The organism is Rhabdaerophilum sp. SD176, from assembly GCF_030143245.1.
Lineage (GTDB): Bacteria > Pseudomonadota > Alphaproteobacteria > Rhizobiales > Beijerinckiaceae > Rhabdaerophilum.
Genome location: NZ_JARJNS010000004.1, coordinates 322711 through 340687, shown reverse-complemented (window position 1 = coordinate 340687; position 17977 = coordinate 322711). Strand labels below are relative to the sequence as shown.

The 17977-nt window shown below is 67.4% G+C and carries 16 protein-coding genes; 2 read left to right on the top strand and 14 right to left on the bottom strand.

Features of this window, described 5'->3' with window-relative positions; all coding sequences use genetic code 11:
* Positions 1-2: 2 nt before the first annotated feature.
* From bchZ to P0652_RS11180, 6 genes are all read right to left on the bottom strand, one after another.
* On the bottom strand, positions 3-1451 hold the full coding sequence (gene bchZ, locus P0652_RS11205) for a chlorophyllide a reductase subunit Z (RefSeq protein ID WP_284178894.1): 1449 nt from the start codon (positions 1449-1451) through the stop codon (positions 3-5).
* On the bottom strand, positions 1451-2950 hold the full coding sequence (bchY, locus tag P0652_RS11200) for a chlorophyllide a reductase subunit Y (RefSeq protein ID WP_502947523.1): 1500 nt from the start codon (positions 2948-2950) through the stop codon (positions 1451-1453). Before bchY ends, bchZ begins: the two co-directional genes overlap by 1 nt.
* Before the next feature lie 82 nt (positions 2951-3032).
* Complete coding sequence (locus P0652_RS11195; RefSeq protein ID WP_284179099.1) at positions 3033-4004, bottom strand: chlorophyllide a reductase iron protein subunit X; 972 nt, start codon at positions 4002-4004, stop codon at positions 3033-3035.
* A gap of 74 nt (positions 4005-4078) precedes the next feature.
* Positions 4079-5020 carry a chlorophyll synthesis pathway protein BchC gene (gene bchC / locus P0652_RS11190; protein WP_284178892.1) on the bottom strand — a complete coding sequence of 314 codons (942 nt, stop codon included), beginning with the start codon at positions 5018-5020 and terminating at the stop codon, positions 4079-4081.
* A gap of 72 nt (positions 5021-5092) precedes the next feature.
* Entirely contained in the window at positions 5093-6238 is a 1146-nt protein-coding gene (locus P0652_RS11185; RefSeq protein ID WP_284178891.1) for a methyltransferase, read from the bottom strand.
* 8 nt (positions 6239-6246) lie between these two features.
* Positions 6247-7107, bottom strand: coding sequence for a polyprenyl synthetase family protein (locus tag P0652_RS11180; protein WP_284178890.1), 861 nt, complete (start codon positions 7105-7107; stop codon positions 6247-6249).
* A 97-nt stretch (positions 7108-7204) separates the two neighbouring features.
* On the opposite strand from P0652_RS11180, the gene crtD reads away from it, so the two are divergent.
* Positions 7205-8764, top strand: coding sequence for a 1-hydroxycarotenoid 3,4-desaturase CrtD (crtD, locus tag P0652_RS11175; RefSeq protein ID WP_284178889.1), 1560 nt, complete (start codon positions 7205-7207; stop codon positions 8762-8764).
* Complete coding sequence (locus tag P0652_RS11170; RefSeq protein ID WP_502947522.1) at positions 8737-9603, top strand: carotenoid 1,2-hydratase family protein; 867 nt, start codon at positions 8737-8739, stop codon at positions 9601-9603. Before crtD ends, P0652_RS11170 begins: the two co-directional genes overlap by 28 nt.
* Positions 9604-9627: 24 nt before the next feature.
* On the opposite strand, the gene P0652_RS11165 is transcribed toward P0652_RS11170, so the two are convergent.
* The 8 genes from P0652_RS11165 to dxs form a co-directional block, all read right to left on the bottom strand.
* Positions 9628-9807, bottom strand: a complete 180-nt coding sequence (locus P0652_RS11165; protein WP_284178887.1) for a hypothetical protein — start codon at positions 9805-9807, stop codon at positions 9628-9630.
* Between the two features lie 20 nt (positions 9808-9827).
* On the bottom strand, positions 9828-10928 hold the full coding sequence (locus P0652_RS11160) for a phytoene/squalene synthase family protein (protein WP_284178886.1): 1101 nt from the start codon (positions 10926-10928) through the stop codon (positions 9828-9830).
* Complete coding sequence (locus tag P0652_RS11155) at positions 10912-11082, bottom strand: hypothetical protein (RefSeq protein ID WP_284178885.1); 171 nt, start codon at positions 11080-11082, stop codon at positions 10912-10914. The genes P0652_RS11160 and P0652_RS11155 overlap by 17 nt, the downstream gene beginning before the upstream one ends.
* Before the next feature lie 12 nt (positions 11083-11094).
* Positions 11095-11985: an alpha/beta fold hydrolase BchO gene (gene bchO / locus P0652_RS11150; protein ID WP_284178884.1), complete on the bottom strand. Its 891-nt coding sequence runs from the start codon at positions 11983-11985 to the stop codon at positions 11095-11097.
* Positions 11982-13751, bottom strand: coding sequence for a magnesium chelatase subunit D (locus P0652_RS11145; protein WP_284178883.1), 1770 nt, complete (start codon positions 13749-13751; stop codon positions 11982-11984). The genes bchO and P0652_RS11145 overlap by 4 nt, the downstream gene beginning before the upstream one ends.
* Entirely contained in the window at positions 13748-14740 is a 993-nt protein-coding gene (bchI, locus tag P0652_RS11140; RefSeq protein ID WP_502947521.1) for a magnesium chelatase ATPase subunit I, read from the bottom strand. The genes P0652_RS11145 and bchI overlap by 4 nt, the downstream gene beginning before the upstream one ends.
* Before the next feature lie 193 nt (positions 14741-14933).
* Positions 14934-15917 carry a 4-hydroxy-3-methylbut-2-enyl diphosphate reductase gene (gene ispH, locus P0652_RS11135; protein WP_284178882.1) on the bottom strand — a complete coding sequence of 328 codons (984 nt, stop codon included), beginning with the start codon at positions 15915-15917 and terminating at the stop codon, positions 14934-14936.
* Positions 15914-17914, bottom strand: coding sequence for a 1-deoxy-D-xylulose-5-phosphate synthase (gene dxs / locus P0652_RS11130; RefSeq protein WP_284178881.1), 2001 nt, complete (start codon positions 17912-17914; stop codon positions 15914-15916). The genes ispH and dxs overlap by 4 nt, the downstream gene beginning before the upstream one ends.
* Positions 17915-17977 lie beyond the last annotated feature (63 nt).

Genomic DNA, 17977 nt, shown 5'->3' with positions numbered 1-17977 from the left:
CTTCATGACGAAACCTCCTCGCGCTGCCGGGCTTCGGGATCGAGATGTTCGGGCCGGACGCAATCACCGCCGGCGGCACGCGCCGCGCGCTCGGCATTGTCCCGCAGCCTTTTGGCAGCGGAGATCCGGACCAGAACGGGTTGTAGTTCGAGGAAGCGGTCGAGCATGGCCTTGGCCTCGCGCTCCCAGGCCAGCTCGCGATGCGCGCGGGCCGGAGTCCGGTCGACAGCGTCCATCTGGCCGGCCAGCGGCAGGATGTTGAACAGCGCGTCGAACAGCGCGTTGCAGACCTCCTGCACGAGATAGGTCGCGCCGGAATAACCCATGAAGGGCGTGCCGGTATGCCTGCGGATGATCGCGCCCGGGAAGGAGGCAGGGATATACATCGCCCGCGTCCCGGCCTCGGCCATGTACATCCGCTCGTTGTAACTGCCGAACAGCACAAGCGGCGGCTTCTCGCGGATCATCCGGATGATCGCCTCGTTGTCGGTTTTTGTTCCGGCGCTTCGCGACACGGCGAAGTTGCAAGGCAGGCCCATTTCCTCCTCGAGGAAGAGGCGGACTCCGCGTGAATAGGTTTCGTTCGCCACGATACCGAAGGAGGCGGTGCCGAAGAAATCCTGCGTGACCGAACGCCAGAGATCCCAGAGCGGCTTGATCGTCGTGTGTTTCTCACGCTCGATGAAGGGCTCGGGGTCGAGGCCGAGCAGATCGCCGAGGGTCCGAAGGAATTTCGTGGTCGAATGCAGGCCGATCGGCGCCTGGAGATAGGGCCGCTCGAGCTGCTCGCAGAGCATGCGCCCGAATTCGCGATAGAGGCAGACATTGACTTCTGCCTCGGCCAGCTTGCCGATATCGGCGAGATGGGTGCCGAGCGGGAAGGTCATGTGGACTTCCGCGCCGATACCCTCGATCAGCCGGCGGATCTCCGCCAGGTCGGAGGGCATGTTGAACATGCCATAGGCCGGGCCGATGATGTTGACCTTGGACTTCGCGCCTTCCGCACGCGGCTTGAGCTTCGGCACCTTTTTCGGGCCGAATTCCGTCCAGAGCCACATCATGGCCCGGTTGGCGCTCTGCCATTGGTCCTCGTCGATCGTGCGTGGCAGGAACCGCTGGATCGAGGTTCCCTGCGGCGTCACGCCGCCACCGATCATCTCGGCGATGGAGCCGGTAACCACCACCGAGGGCAGGCCGCTGTCGAGCACGGAATAGGCCTGCTTCATGGCGCCTTCGGTGCCATGCTGGCCGAGTTCTTCCTCGCCAAGGCCGGTGACGACGATCGGCAATTCATGCGGCGGCAGCGCATCCGTGTAATGGAGCACCGATGTCACCGGCAGGTTCTCGCAGCCGACCGGGCCATCGATAATGACCTGCAGCCCCTTCACCGCAGTGAAGACATAGACCGCGCCCCAGTAGCCCCCTGCCCTGTCGTGATCGAGGATCAACATCACGGAATCTCCTCGGCGGCGCGCTTCGCCTTGATGGCCCTTGCCTCAAGGCGCTTGCGCTGGTCCGGGTTCTCGTGCGGGGTGTCCTGCCAGATGCCGGCATTGTAGCCGGTGCCGACACCCGCGAAGAATTCCGTCATGATGTCGAACCGCGCCTTGTTGCCGAGCGCGGCATTGATCACCGTGGCGAGGCTACCGGCGCCGGCTGGGCCGAAAAGCGGGCGGGCCGAGATCAGGTTGGTGAAGTAGAGCGCGGGAATGCCCTGCTCCTTCGCCTTCTGCACAACCGGCGTGGTGCCGATCGCAAGGTCGGGCTTGAATTCCTCGATCGCGGCAAAATCCTGCTCGATGGCGGCCCGGAAATTGACGATCACGCCGCGCGCCTCGAGCCATTCCCGGTCGGCGGCGGACCAATCGGTTCTCGGGCAAGCCGTGCCGACATAGCGCAGGTCGGCACCGCTCTCGACGAGCAGCCGGGCCACCAGCAGTTCCGAGCCTTCATAGCCCGTCAGCGTGATGCGCCCCTTGATCGGGCGGGACGCCAGGGCGCCGCGGATGGCGGGCAAGATGGCATTCTGGGCGGCGGCGATGCGGTCCGCCGGGACATTGCAGGCTGCGCCGATCCCGGCCAGCCAGGCGGCGGTGCCATCGACACCCACCGGGGCCGAACCGACGACCGCACGGCCCGCAGACTGGAACTCGCGGATCGAGGCCGTGTAGAACGGGTGGATGGCCGCCACGGCCGCGCAATCGAGCGCGGCATAGAGTTCGCGCCATTCGCGGGTCGGGACAACAGGGCCAGCTGCGAGGCCCATCGGCTCCAGCATCATGCCGATGCCAACCGGATCGGCCGGAAACATCTCGCCGAGCAGCGTGACGGTGGGTTTTTCCGACTTGCCGCCGCGCGGCGCCTGGACCGGGCCGAGTTCGGCTTCCTGACGGGCATAGGCCAGCATCGCGCCAGCGAGGATGTCCTTCGCCTCGGCATGGGTGGGCACGCCGAAGCCGGGCACGTCGATCCCGATGATACGGACGCCGTTGATATCCTTCGGCAGCAGCCGCAGGGGCACGCCGGAGGCGCTGGGCACGCAGAGATTGGTGATGACGATCGCGTCGTAAAGCTCCGGATCCGCCATCTTGAAGACGGCCTCGCGGATATCCTCGAACAGCTTGCCGGTAACGAGCGTCTCGGAGTTGAAGGGCACATAGCCCACCGAGCGCCGGGCGCCATAGAAATGCGAGGTGAAGGTCAGGCCATAGACGCAGCAGGCCGAGCCGGAGAGGATCGTCGCCGTCCGCCGCATCCGCAAGCCGACGCGGAGCGAGCCGAAGGCCGGGCACATGCTCTGCGGCTTGTCATGCGGGCCGGCGGGATAATCCGCTGCGTAGCGTTCCAGCGTCTCGCCGAGGCCGGCCCTGGTGGCCGCCGCGCGCATCGCGTCCTTGCCCGTATGGCAGCCGATCCCGTCCGTCATCTCGACGGGTTTGGCCATGACCATTTCCGCCGGGGCCGGGGCGGCCTGCAGAACGGGTTGGGGCTGGTGGACAGTCATGGACGTCACTCGCGAGGGAGGGCGGGGTTCAGGCGTTGTCGTAGATCACTTCCAGGGTCGGCTTGGTGATGTCGGACTTGCCGCACATCTGTTCGATCGTGGCCGGAATCAGCACCACGTCGCGTCCGACGGTGTCGCCGTCGAACAGGCCGAGCAGGGCATCCGGCGTAAGGGGGGTGGGGCGGACAGGCGGGGCCTCGGCGACGCTGCTGGCAAGGCCCTCGAACAGCGAGGCCCATTGCGTGCCGGGCCGGCCGATAATCTCGTATTTCGCGCTCTTGCGACGGATATCCTCATCGGCCGGAATGGCGGCGAGGATCGGGATGCCGACAGCCTCGGCGAAGGCTGCTGCCTCGCCCGTGCCGTCATCCTTGTTCACCACGATGCCGGCGACGCCGACATTGCCGCCCAGCTTGCGGAAATACTCCACGGCCGAGCAGACATTGTTCGCGACATAGAGCGATTGCAGGTCGTTCGAGCCGACGATGATGACCTTCTGGCACATGTCGCGGGCGATCGGCAGGCCGAAGCCGCCGCAGACCACATCGCCCAGGAAGTCGAGCAGGACATAGTCAAAGCCCCATTCGTGGAAGCCCAGCTTCTCAAGCAACTCGAAGCCGTGGATGATGCCGCGCCCGCCGCAGCCGCGGCCGACTTCCGGCCCGCCCAGTTCCATGGCAAAGACGCCGTCCCGGACGAAGCAGACATCGCCGATCGCGACATTCTCGCCGGCCAGCTTCTTCTTCGAGGAGGTTTCGATGATGGTCGGGCAGGCCTTGCCGCCAAAGAGCAGCGAGGTGGTGTCGCTCTTCGGGTCGCAGCCGATCAGCAGCACCTTCTTGCCCTGCTGGGCCATCATGTAGCTGAGATTGGCGAGCGTGAAGCTCTTGCCGATGCCGCCCTTACCGTAGATGGCAATGACCTGCGTTTCCTTGGTGGCAGGGCCGGTTTCCGGCGCGTCCAGCTCCTCGCTGGCTTCCTGGCGGAGCTTTTCTGCCATGGCTTCCTGCGCGGATTTCCCGGCATGGGTAACGAGCGCGTTGCGCTGCTTGTCGAGGGCGCGAAGCTGCACATTCATGGATGGGCTCTCCAATCGAGGATCATCTTGAGGCAGCGGGCATCGCTGAAAGCGGTCCGATAGGCCGCTTCGGCATTGCAAGCCGGTTGGGTATGGGTGATCAGGCCGTCGAGACTGAGACGGCCGGACGCGATCAGGCGGCGCGTGAGATCGAGATCGGCCTCGCGCCATTCGGCGGCGATCCGGATCCGCGCCTCGCGCATGAAAGCAGGCGCGAAGTCGAATTTGATCGGCCGCTCATAGAAGCCAGCCAAAACGAGCTCGCCGCCCGGAGCCAACCTCGAGATCAGCAGATCGATCAGGGATTCGTCTCCCGAGACATCGTAGATGGTCGGGTAATCGCGGCGGGAATCGGCATCGGGATCCAGAACGGTGTAGCCGGCTGCGCCCGACTGGCGGTCCTGGTTCTTTTCCCAGACGACCGGGCTCGCCCCCAGCGCGACCGCAACCCGGGCCAGCAGCCGTCCCAGGACACCATGGCCGACGATGAGATCCGGGAGGGCCGCACCCTGGGCCTGAACCGCATGGATCGCAGTGGCCGCGAGGGCCATCAGCACGCCCTCGGGGCCGGAATCAGCGGCATCGAGGGTGACGGCACGGCGACCGGCCACGACGAGCCGCGAGGCGGCGCCGCCGAACAGCCCGCGGGCATCGCGGAACCCGCGGGAGCCCGGCACGAAGACCGACTCGCCGACACGGTGGCCGGAAGCCTCTCCCGCCATCACGACAGTACCGACAGATTCGTAACCGGGAACAAGCGGATAGCCGAGGCCGGGGAATTGCGGCATGCGCCCGGTCCAGAGCAGGCGCTCGGTGCCGGTGGAGATGCCGCTCCAGGCAATGTCCACCACGATGTCATCCGCTGTTGCCTCGACGAGATCGAGGCGGCGGAGCGAGAGGTGCTCCGGCTTCTCCATCACGACAGCTAGCGTTTCCATGGCGTTGTTCCTAACCGTCTGTTCATCAAACGGCCTGCTCCATGTGTCAGCTTAGAGTGACAGTTTTTAATGTCAATCCAACCTGACAATTAATTGGGCAAAGTGTCGGGCCGCCGGAACGCGGGCTTCGATGGCGCTGGTCAGGAGCGGACGACGGGTGTGCAGGAGTCGGATATCGTGGAATCCCGCCTGCTCGAGCATCTGCCGGATCTCCTGCGGGCGGCGGGCCCGGCCGGACCCCATCGCCAGCAGATAGAAGCCGAAATAAGCATCCGCCATCGCCTCTGCGCCGCGAATGCCGGCCATCGGCTCCGCAATCAGCAAGGTTCCGCCAGGCGGCAGTGCTGCACGGATGTTCCGCAGGATGGCCATGGCTTCGGGATCATCATGATCATGCAGCACGCGGATGAGGGTGACGAGATCGGCTTCACCGGGGATCGGCCCGGCAATCGCATCGCCGGCGACGGCCGAAAGCCGGGCGGATTGCGGTTCTGCCGCCAGCCGGTCGCGGGTTTCGGCAATCACGCCGGGCAGGTCCAGCACGCCGGCGGCGAGCCCCGGTACACGCTGCGTGACCGCGATGGCGAATCGACCCGTGCCGCCGCCGATATCCAGCATCCGGCGATGACGGGCAAAGGGGAACGCGTCCAGCACGTCTTCGACCACCAGCGAAAGCGAGTCAGCCATGAGCGCGCTGTAGGCGGAAACCGTTCCGCCGGTTTCCTCGCGCTCGCCGGCAGCATAGGGCCAGAAGGCTCCGAGGCCGGTTCCGGAATGCTCGCCCCGCAGCAGGGCAACGGGATCGGCAAGGTCGCGGTAGAGAATCCGGTGATGCTCGATCATGCGCATTGCGCCGGGATTGCCGAGCAGCGCCGCGCCCTTCATGCCGAGGCCATGGCGGCCACCCTGCCGGGGCGAAACAAGGCCAAGAGCCTGCGCGGCGCGCAGGAGTCGCTCCATCGCGGGAGGTCCCAGCTTCGTCGCTGCTGCCAGCTCGGCGGTGTCATGCGGGCGCTCGGCGAGGCGCGGCAGGATGCCCAGCTCGACCACGGCCGCCAGCACCTGGGAATAGACAAAGCCGGCGCAAAGATCGAAAACCGCGCGGGATTGCCGCTCGGCAACGGGCCGCGTCAGGGGAAAACGCGCCGCGAAACGCTGGAAGCCGGGGCTGCTGACCAAGCGGTCACGCCAGGCCAGCAGGCGGTCTGGAACGGCCATGGCGCGCGTCACGCGGCCCGGCGGGCCAGCTCCTCGGGCAGGAAACTGTTGGCCTGGATGCGGATCTGGGCCTGCAATTCCGCCCGGCCCGGGCAAGCCGGGACCCGCTCGATCGCACTCACGATCATCGAATCGAGGTGGCGGACCGCACCGGACAGCCCGAGCTGGTGCACGACATTGGGCCGGTGCAGCATGGCATCCTGCCCGTTCGGCTTGCCGATCTCCTCTGGCCGCCCTGCCACATCGCGGATATCGTCGGCAACCTGGAAAGCCGCGCCGATCTGCTCGCCAAGCGCACGCCATTCGGCATAGGGCATACCGGCAGCCGCAGCGCCAGCCATCGTCGCCCCGGCAAAAAGGGCACCGGTCTTGGCCTGGTGGTAGCAATCGAGATCGATCTCGGGCTCGGCCTCCCAGGCCTGCCCGGCGGTGATGCCGCCCCGGCTTCCCACCGCGCCGGCGATGATCCGGACCAGATTTCCGAGCCGGGCCGGCGCCACGCTGGCAGAGCGCGTCAGCACCTCGAAGGCGAGGACGATCAGGGCATCGCCGGCCAGAACCGCCAGCGGTTCGCCGAAGGCACAATGGACCGTCGGCTTGCCGCGCCGGAGATCGGCATCATCGAAACAGGGCAGATCATCGTGGACCAGCGAGGCGCAATGGAGCAGTTCGATCGCTGCTGCAGCGGACAAGGCGAGCCCGGGATCCCGGGCGCCGCAGGCCTTGGCCACGGCGAGGACCAGCCTCGGCCGTATACGGGCTCCGCCCGGAAAGACCGAGTAATGCATCGCCTGACCCAGGCGCGGCGGGCATCCGGCGCCTTGCGCCTCCCGGAGCACAGCCTCCAGCTTTTCTTCAAACCGGATCATGCTTTCCTCCCTGTCAGGCGACCCTGATCGGCGATTTTCTGAGTGTAAGGTTGCCTTGACAGTTTTCATTGTCAAGAGAAGATGTCATGGTAGCGGCATGGCGAATGTGACAATGCAGGATCAGGTGGTGATCATCGGTGCCGGGATCGGCGGGCTCAGCGCGGCCCTGCTGCTCGCGGCCCGCGGATTCGGCGTCACCGTGGTCGAGGCGGCCGGGGGGCCAGGTGGCAAGATGCGGCAGGTCACGGTCAATGGCCATCCGCTTGATGCCGGGCCGACGGTCTTCACGATGAAGGCGGTGTTCGAACAGCTCTTCGCCGAGGCCGGGCTCGATTTCGCTTTGGCCGTCCCGCTCCGGCGGCTGGATGTGCTGGCCCGCCATGGCTGGCCCGACGGCAGCCGGCTCGATCTTCATGCCGAACGCGAGGCCAGCCGGGATGCGATCGCAACCCTTGCCGGCGCGGAAGCGGGCCGGCTCTATGCCGAATTCGCGCGCGAGGCGGAAGCGATCTGCCGCTCGCTTGAACAGAGCTTCATGCAGGCGGAGCGCCCCTCCCCGTTCGGGCTTGTCCGTCAGGCGGGGATCGGCGCAATGCTCCGCACAAAACCCTTCTCGACCATGTGGAGCGCGCTGGGTCGTTTCTTCCCCGATCCGCGGCTGCGCCAGCTTTTCGGCCGCTATGCCACCTATTGCGGCTCCTCGCCCTTCCGGGCCCCGGCCACCCTCATGCTGATCGCCCATGTCGAGCAGGATGGCGTCTGGCAGATCGAGGGGGGCATGCACGTGCTGGCCCAAGCGCTCCGGAAGGCGATCGAGGGGCTGGGCGGCGTTTTCCGCTTCGGGCAGCGGGTTGACGCCATCGAGGTGCAAAATGGCCGGGCCAGCGGCGTCCGGCTGGCCAACGGGGAAACCATCCCGGCAGATTTCGTGATCAGCAATGCCGATCGCGCAGCGCTGGCCACCGGGTTGCTTGGCCAGGAAGCGACACGTTCCGTCCCGCCCCTGCCCCGTGGCGGGCGCTCGCTCTCCGCCATCACGCTCAGCGGGCGCAGCCGGTTTTCGGGCTTTCCGCTGCATCACCACACCGTCCTGTTCTCGGCCGATTATCCGGCCGAATTTGCCGCACTCGATAGCGGCATCGTTCCTGCGGATCCGACCCTCTATCTCTGCGCGCTGGACCGGCATGGCGCCGTGGCGCCGGAGGGCGAGGAAGGCTTCCTCATGCTCATCAATGCGCCGGCCCGTGGCGACGAGGCCGGGGCCGGCCTACCGGAGATCGAGACATGCCACAGGCTCCTTTCGCAGGCCCTGAACCGCCATGGCCTGGCACTGGACCCGGGCCCCACACCGCCGGTCCTGACGCGGCCGCAGGATTTCGCGGCCTTGTTTCCGGGCACGGGCGGGGCGCTGTACGGGATGGCGACGCATGGAGCGATGGCCTCATTCCAGCGCCCGGGCTCGCGGAGCCGGCTGCCGGGGCTGTACCTGACGGGCGGGAGCGTGCATCCGGGTCCGGGCGTTCCGATGGTGGCGCTTTCAGGCCGGCTGGCCGCCGAGGCGCTGATCCGGGATCGGGCTTCGACGCGCCGGTTCCTTTCGACGGGTATGCCTGGTGGTACTGCGATGCGATCAGCGCTGACGGCCGGTTCGGGCTGACCGTCATTGCCTTTGTCGGTTCGGTCTTCTCTCCCTATTACGCGTGGGCGCGGCGGCGAGGCGAGGCCGATCCGATGGCACATTGCGCCATCAACGTGGCGCTTTACGGCCCCGGGGCACGGCGCTGGGCGATGACCGAACGGGGTGCCGCTGCGGTTGAGCGGGCGCCCGGCCTGTTCCGGGTTGGCCCGAGCGCGTTGGAGGAACGGGGCGAGGATCTCATTATCCGGGTCTCGGAGCGCGGCATGCCAATCCCCAAGGCTGTGCGCGGCGAGATCCGGCTCCGGCCCGAGGCCCGCGGCGACACCAGCTATCTCCTGAACCCGCATGGAGAGCATATCTGGCGGCCGCTTGCGCCGCGATGCCATGTCGAGCTGGCCTTCGAGGCACCGGCACTCCGCTGGCAGGGCACAGGCTATCTCGACCATAATCGCGGCTCGATGCCGCTTGAGGCCGGGTTCATTGATTGGACCTGGTGCCGGGGCGATACCGAAACTGGCTCGCTGGTGGGCTATTCCGGCCGCCATCAGGACGGGACGCCGTTCTCGCTGGGCCTCGCCCAGGACGCGGATGGCACGGCGCACCGCTTCCCCCTCCCCGCCAACCAGAAGCTGCCGGGCACGTTCTGGCGCGTTCCGCGCGCCGTACCCGCCGATGCGGGGACGCGGCCGGAGGTGCAGGCGACGCTGGAGGACACGCCATTCTATTCGCGCTCGGTCATCCGCACGCAGCTGGCCGGCCAGTCGGTCACGATGATGCATGAGAGCCTGTCGCTGACCCGATTCACCCATCCGGTCGTCCAGGCCATGCTGCCGTTCCGGATGCCGCGGCGCGGGTGAGACCACTCTCCCCCAGGGCGGCCTTCAGGCGGCAGGATCGCGGCCGCCGGACGCGGCTTTGCCGGCCGCCTTTTCGCTTGCCCACTTTTCCTTTGCCTGCTTTTCCCTTGCCCGGCGGAGCGACCAGAGCTGGTGGACGCCCAGGCCGATGCCCAGGGCGCCGAAGACCAGCAGCTTGATCAGGCCAAAATAGTGCTCGTCCATCGAACCGATCCCCGAAGGGGCTACGTCTGGGGCTGCCGCATCGGATTGCCGCCGAGGGCGATGTCCCGCTCGGCCCGTTCCAGCTTCTCGAGGATCGGGAGGATGGTCAGCAGCCGGCCGGAGAGATCCCACCAGGCGAGGCCGGCCGATGCAGGAACGGCCGGAAGCGACAGCTCCGGCAGGCCCGGCATCATGAAGCGGACAGCCTCATGTGGCGCCGGCAATGCCTGGCGGGCATGGGTCAGGCCCTCATCGGGCAGGCGGACCAGCGCCGAGAGCAGGAGCCGCCATTTGCGGCTGCGCGGCACCACGGTCCGGTGCAGGATGTCGGCGCGCGGATTCCGGAGGATGGCGCGACCGATCTCGGCATAGATCAGCCGGGCGGCACGGATGGCGGGCCGGCAATCCGGCGGCAGCAGCGCGATGCCGAGTTCGGCACGGCGATAGAGCCGATCAGCCTCTTCCAGAAGGCGGTGAGCGGCCAGGCGGATCGCCGGGTGATCCTGCGGGTCAGCCAGCCAGGCCACCGGGTCGAGCCCGGCCTCGCGCAGCCAGAGGCGCGGAAGGTAGAGCCGACCGTTTCGGGCATCCTCGCCGATATCGCGGACGATATTGGTAAGCTGCATCGCCATGCCGAGATCGGCGGCGCGGGCCAAAGCGGCGTCCTGCGGGCGACCCATGATGGCGCTCATCATCACGCCGACGGAACCGGCGACGCGGGCGGCATAGTCCATCACGTCATCCAGGGTCTCGTAGACGCGCTCCTCGGCATCCCATGCGAACCCCTCGACCAGCGCATCGACAGCCGGACGCGGCACCGCGCAGGCCCGGACCACCGCCGCGAAGGCCCGGTCGGCCGGATGGGGAAAGGGCTCGCCGCGATAGATCTGGTCGACCCGCAGCCGGACCAGCTCGACACCGGCCTCGGCCTTGCCGGTCATGTCGATCAGGTCATCGGCGATGCGGCAGAAGGCATAGAGCCCCGTGGCCGCAGCACGAAGACGACCGGGCAGCAGATGCGAGGCCAGCGCGAAGGATTTCGACCCCTGTGCGAGCAAGGTGCGGCAGGCGACGAGATCGCGGGGGGGAAGATCGGGGAGCGGATTACGCATGGGTTGCATGGGGTGCCACCTCGTCGAGAATGCAGTCAAAGCGCCGGATGCCGGGACTATCCGCACCGAAAGCCGTATCCGCTCCGGGGAACCCGGCGGGCGGGGGCGTGTCATGCGGGGCGGGATGGGTGAAGGCAGGTTCCGGCAGTTCTGGCTGGTCCATGGCTCCCTCCCCTCAGGCCGCTTCGGCGAGGCCGTGATCGGCGGCGACCCGATCCACGAGTTCGACAACCTTGGCCGGCTGCTCCTCATGGCAGAGATGACCGAGGCCGGGCAGGAAATGCAGCCGGATCGACGGCATGGCCTGCTTCAGGCCACGCGCCTGTTCCGGCGAGACGGCCTTGTCGCCGAGACCGACAATCAGATGCAGCGGGACGGCCAGATCCGGCATGGCCTTGCGCAACGAGGCGAGATCCCAATAGGCCATCATCGCGAGGGTCGCGCGGATATGGTCGCGCGAGCGGAACAGCCGCTGATAGAAGGCCAGGCCTTCGGACGAAATGCGGGAACCGGTGGATTCCATCAGCCGCGAAATTGCCGCGAGATCGGTCGCCTGCCAGGTGAAGAAGCGAGGCACGAACGGGTTGAGCGTCAAAAGTCGGGCGAGCGGCGGGAATATCCGTTCGGCGGCGCCGCCGAAGGGCACGAGCGCGGCGTTGATGCCAACAATGGCCTGCGGCGTGACCGAGCCATCGAGCGCCATCCGGATCGCGATCGCCGCCCCGGCGGAATGGCCGATCACAAGATCGACCTCGGCATCAAGGGCCGTGAGGAGCGCAGCCACCGCCTTCGCCATTCCCGGAAGCCCGGCCTCGGATTCGGGCAAGGGGTCGGTAAAGGCATGGCCGGGCAGATCCGGCACGATCAGTTGGAAATGCGGCGCGAGCAGCGGGATCACATCGCGCCAGGAATGGGTGGAGGCGCCGGTGCCGTGGAGGAGCAGCAGGCTCGGCCCCTGGCCGAAAATCTGTACATGCCATTTCAGTCCACCAGCCTCGACGAAGCGGCTCGCCTCGCGATGCGGCCAGTCCGCCCCTTCATGATGCCAGTCGAGCCGACCGGTCATGCCCTGTGCGCGGCGCGGGGGGCCGGCCTTTCCTGGCTGACGGCATGCACCACCAGTTCCGGCGCGGCATAGGGCAAAGGCAGGTAGCGGGCCTCCATGGCATCGGCGAGGACCGCCGCCGCCTCGCCAGGCTTGTTTGCCGTGTCGATGAGGATTGTCGTCTGGCAGAGCGCGGCGAGTTCCCGCGCTGCCTGCCGGGCATCCGCCATGGCACGCTCGCGGCCGGGCTGGCCATCGCGCCCGATATTGGCGCGGGCATCGGTCATGAAGACGAGAACCGGCGTCCGGCCCGAGCGCATGATGCCCTCCGCCACCTGCCGCGCCGTATCGATGGCGGTGGCGAGCGGCGTTCCGCCGCCCCCGGCAAGGCCGGCAAGGGCGCGGGCCGCGCGCGCGAGGGCGCGGGTCGGCGGCAGGACCATCTCGGCCACGCGGCCGCGGAACGTGATCAACGCCACCTCGTCGCGGCGGACATAGCACTCGGCAAGAAGCAATTGCACCGCGCCCTTCGCCTCGCCAAGCCGCTGGAGCGCGGAGGAGCCGGAGGCATCGACAATGAAGAGCGTGGTCGTCCGGCGGCGGGCCCGACGCCGGACAATCCGGAAATCCTCGCGACGGACGGCGATCGTGCCATCGCCGAAGGAGGCGCCGCGCCGGAGTTTCTGCCAGGGCGCTGCCGCCCGGAGCGTGTCGATCAGGCCGAGCCTTGCGCCGGTCCGGGGATCGCCGGGCTTGACGCCGACGGCACGACCACGCCGGGCATTCTTCTCGCGGGCGCCGGCCTTGCCGGCGGAACGCTGGCGGCCGGAAGCCGCGCGGGCCTTCAGATCAGCCAGAAGCCCGGCCGGAAGGGCGGCGAGCGCCGACTGGCTCATCACGTCATCGGGCGGATCGCCCGACTGGTCCTGCGGCGGCTGTTCCGGCGGCGGCGTCTCCGCATCTGGCGGCGGCGGGGGCGGTGCCTCCTCCTGCTGCTCCTGCCGGCTCGGCCATTGCACGGCGCGCGGCGCCAGCACGAGCGCGGCGGCGAGGATCGCATCCTCGTCGGCCACGTCGAGCCGGCCATGCAGGGCCGCAAGGGCGCGGGCCACGCCGACGGCCTGCAGCGAAGGACGCAGGGAGGCGAGGCCGAAACCGGCGGCGGCGGCGCAGAGTTCGCCGATGATCCGGGCCGAGGTCGCCACGAGGGGCAGGCGCGCGCGCGCAGAAGCCACGGTCTCGAAGGAGAAGGGCAAGTCACCGAACCGTGCATGGGCGAGATCGAGGACGAGGCCGAGGCGCTCGGTCAGGATGGCCGGCGGGGCCTCGTCATCAATGCCCTCATCCAGTGCCACCATCGCAAAATGGGCCGGCAGGGTCTGGGTCACGCCGTCGCGCTCGACATGCAATTCGCCGGTTTCGGCCGTGGCCGCGACAAGGCTCGCCAGCCAGGGATCGAGCCGCTCGGCCATGCTGATGACGAGATAGCCGCCATCGGCCTCGGCCAGCAGGCCGCGTTCGGTCACCGGCAGGCCGGAAGCGAGGGTCGCGGCCAGATCGAGCCCACCGATCAGCCGGGATTCGGCAATGCCCGCCGGCATGCGGCGGAAAGGCACGCCCGGCACGGCATGGCTCCGCAGGGCGGCAAGCCAGCGATCGCGATCGGGGCCTGCCTGTGCACGCAGCCAGATGCCGCCCGCCGCTTCCGGCGCGACAGCGAGCACCGCCAACGCCAAACCGGCCAGATCTGCCCCGGCCGGATCGCTTCTGGCCGGATCGGGGTTCATGAGCCGAAGACCTCGCCGATCGCGCGCTCGACCCGAGCCGTGGCACGGGAATCATCAAGGGGCGAGCGACGCAAGCGATGGCGGAGCGCCATGGGCGCGACGACGCGCACATGCTCTTCCTCGACCGTATCCTCACCCTGATAGGCGGCAAGGGCCCGTGCTGCCCGGATCAGCGTGAGTTCACCGCGCAGGCCGTCCGTCCCGAGTGCAATACACAGTTCCGTGGCGCGACGCAGGGCAGCCTCGCTGGTTGTCATGCTGCCGATCCTCTTGCGGGCGGCGGAAATTCGGCGACGGATACCGGCATCGCGGCCGCGCCAGGCATCGGCGAAGGCCTCGGGATCGCGGTCAAAGGCATCGCGGCGGCGGACGACCTCGATCCGCGTTTCCAGATCGGTGGGCGTCTCGACATCGACCGAGAGGCCGAAGCGATCCAGCAATTGCGGGCGCAATTCACCCTCTTCCGGGTTACCGGAGCCGACCAGCACGAAACGGGCGGGGTGACGGATGCTCAGCCCCTCGCGTTCGACAACGTTCTCGCCGGAGGCCGCCACATCAAGCAGCACATCGACGAGATGATCTTCGAGGAGGTTGACCTCGTCGATGTAGAGAAAGCCGCGATGCGCCTTGGCCAGCAGGCCGGGCTGGAAGGCCTTCTCGCCACGGGCCAGGGCCCGTTCGAGATCGAGCGCGCCGACGACACGGTCTTCCGTCGCGCCGAGCGGCAGGTCGACGACCGGCACGGCAACGAGATGGGATTCGGCCTGCCCGCGCCGGCCCTTTTCGAGCGAGAGCCGCTGGCAATGCTCGCAGGAGGCTGCAGGGCGACCGGGTTCGCAGCCATAGGGGCAGCCGACAATGGCGCGCATGCGCGGCAGCAGGGCCGCGAGGGCGCGGATCGCGGTGGATTTCCCGGTGCCGCGATCGCCAAAGATCAGTACGCCGCCGATCGTCGCGTCGATGGCAGAGAGGATCAGCGCGTTCTTCATCTCTTCCTGCGCCACGATGGCGGAGAAGGGAAAGGGCACGCGCTGGCGAGGCGCCGGTGCCGGCGTGACCCGGACCGTCCGGTTGGCGCGATCCACCGTCTGCATGTGCCCGCCGAGTGTTTCGCGCAGGTTTTCTTCCCGTTCCGGAAGGGGGCGCTGGGCGCCATAGGCTTCTGCCGACATGGCGCTCTCCTCAGGTTCGTGCGGTGTTGGCAAGCCGGACGGGCAAGCGGAACACGACATCTTCCTCGACACCTTCCAGTTCGGTGATGGACACATCCCGGAAGTGCCGAAGCCAGTCGATCGTGGCCTGGATCAGCTCTTCCGGGGCGGAGGCGCCTGCGGAGAGACCGAGCGTGGACACGCCCTCCAGCCAGGCAAGATCAATGGAAGCCGGCCCCTCGACGAGATAGGCCGGCACGCCCAGCTGCGCGCCGATCTCCCGGAGACGGCTGGAATTGGAACTCTGCCGCGAGCCAATGACGAGGATGACCTCGGCCCGGCCCGCCATTTCCTGGACGGCGGCCTGACGGTTCTGCGTGGCGTAGCAGATGTTGCGCGTATCGGGCCCGACAATGTCCGGAAAGCGCGCCTTCAACGCCGCGATGACATCCCGCGTATCCTGCACGCCCAGCGTGGTCTGGGTGATATAGGCGACGCGGGCGGGGTCCGCGATCTCGAGATCCGCTACCTCTTCCGGCCGGGCGATGAGATGAAGGCGGCCATCGATCTGGCCGCGTGTGCCCTCGACCTCGGCATGGCCGGCATGGCCGATCAGCACCACGTCATGACCCTGCTCGGCATGGCGGCGGCCCTGCACATGAACCTTCACCACGAGAGGGCATGTCGCATCGATGACATCGAGGCCACGCTCCGCAGCCATGGACTCGACCCTGCGCGAGACGCCATGCGCGCTGAAGACAGTGATCGCGCCTTCGGGAATCTCGTCGACCTCGGACACGAAAACCGCGCCGCGCGCGCGCAACTGTTCCACGACATGCGTGTTGTGCACGATCTCGTGGCGGACATAGACCGGCGCGCCATGGATCTCAAGCGCACGCTCGACAATCTCGACCGCGCGGATCACGCCGGCGCAAAAGCCGCGTGGCTTGGCCAGCAACACTTCCAGCGGCGCGAGATCGGGTTCGAAGTGGCGTTGCGGGGCATGACGGTTCATGAGCCGGCAGCTCCCTCTACCTGGAATTCCGGCTGGCGCAGCACGGCCCTGGCGGAAGGGTCGGCCAACGCAATCAGCCTCGGGCCGATGCCGCTGATGATTCTTCGCCGGGTTGCCGGCTGGACGATGCTCATCGCCAGCCGGATAATGGCGTCGCAATCAAGCCCGGCCTCGGCATAGAGCCGCGCCTGCGTATCCTGGTCCTGGAACCGATCCGGAAGATGCATCGAGCGCAGCTTCAGGCCATGATCGAGCCAGCCGTTATGGACAAGATACTCCATGACAAGCGCGCCGAAGCCGCCGGTCGAGCCATCCTCGATGAGGATCAGCGCCTCGTGATGCCCGGCCAGCTGTTCCACGAGAGCCCGGTCGAAGGGCTTCGCGAAGCGGGCATCCGCCAGGGTCGTCGAGATCCCGAGATCATCGAGGCGTTCGGCCGCAATCCGGCATTCCTGCAGGCGCGTGCCATAGGAGAGAATGGCGAGGCGGCTGCCTTCGCGCAGGACCCGCCCCTTGCCGATCGGCAGGGGAATGCCGGTTTCGGGCAAGGCCACGCCGGTTCCGTCGGCGCGGGGATACCGGAAGGCGATCGGCCCGGCATCATGCGCTGCTGCCGTCGCGACCATATGGACAAGCTCGGCCTCGTCACCTGGGGCCATCAGAACCATGTTGGGCAAGCAGGCCATATAGGCAATGTCGAACGAGCCGGCATGGGTGGGCCCGTCGGCGCCTACGAGGCCCGCGCGGTCCAGCGCGAAGCGGACCGGCAGGTTCTGCAGCGCCACATCATGCATGATCTGGTCATAGGCGCGCTGCAGGAAGGTGGAGTAGATCGCGCAGAAGGGCTTCATCCCGTCACAGGCAAGGCCGGCGGCGAAGGTGACGGCGTGCTGCTCGGCAATACCGACATCGAAGAAGCGCTGCGGGAAGCGCTTCTCGAACAGGTCGGTGCCGGTGCCGGAGGGCATGGCGCCGGTGATTGCGATGATGCGATCGTCCTTCTCGGCCTCCTTCACGAGGCTCTGGCCGAACACCTTGGTGTAGGACGGCGCGGCGGCCTTGGGCTTTTCCTGCGTGCCCGTGGCCACATCGAACTTGACGACGCCGTGATACTTGTCGGCGCTGGCCTCGGCCGGGGCATAGCCCTTGCCTTTCTTCGTGATGACATGGAGCAGGATCGGGCCCTGATCGGCATCGCGGATATTCCGCAGGATCGGGACGAGATGATCGAGATCATGCCCGTCGACCGGTCCGACATAGTAGAGGCCCAGTTGGTCGAACAATGTACCGCCGGTGAGATAGGAGCGGGCATGCTCGATGGCGCGGGTGATCGTGCGGTCCATCCGGTTGCCGAACTTCCGCGTCAGCTTGCGGCCGGCCTCGCGCATGGTGAGATAGGTCTTGCCCGAGAGCAGATGGGCGAGATAGGTCGACATCGCACCGACCGGCGGAGCGATCGACATGTCGTTATCGTTGAGGATGACGATCAGCCGCGAACCGAGCGCGCCCGCATTGTTCATCGCCTCGTAGGCCATGCCGGCCGACATCGCGCCATCGCCGATCACGGCGATAACATGGCCGTCCTTCTGCTGGAGATCCCGCGCGACGGCATAGCCGAGTGCGGCGGAAATCGACGTCGAGGTATGCGCGGCACCGAAGGCGTCATATTCGCTCTCGCCGCGCTTGGTGAAGCCCGAAAGGCCTCCCCCCTGCCGCAGGGTGCGGATCCGGTCACGCCGGCCGGTGAGGATCTTGTGCGGATAGGCCTGGTGGCCGACATCCCAGATCAGGGTGTCCTTCGGAGTGTCGAAGACATGGTGGAGGGCAACCGTCAGTTCGACCACGCCGAGGCTGGCGCCGAGATGGCCGCCGGTGGTCGAGACCGCATCAATCGTCTCGGCCCGCAATTCATCGGCAACCTGCTTGAGGTCAGAAGCCGGGAGCGCGCGGAGATCGGCGGGCGTGGCAATCTGGTCCAGGAGAGGAGTTTCCGGCATCGGCTTGACCTCCACGACCGAATGTCTTCATTGAGTGACATTCTTGTGTCTAGCATTCTTGAC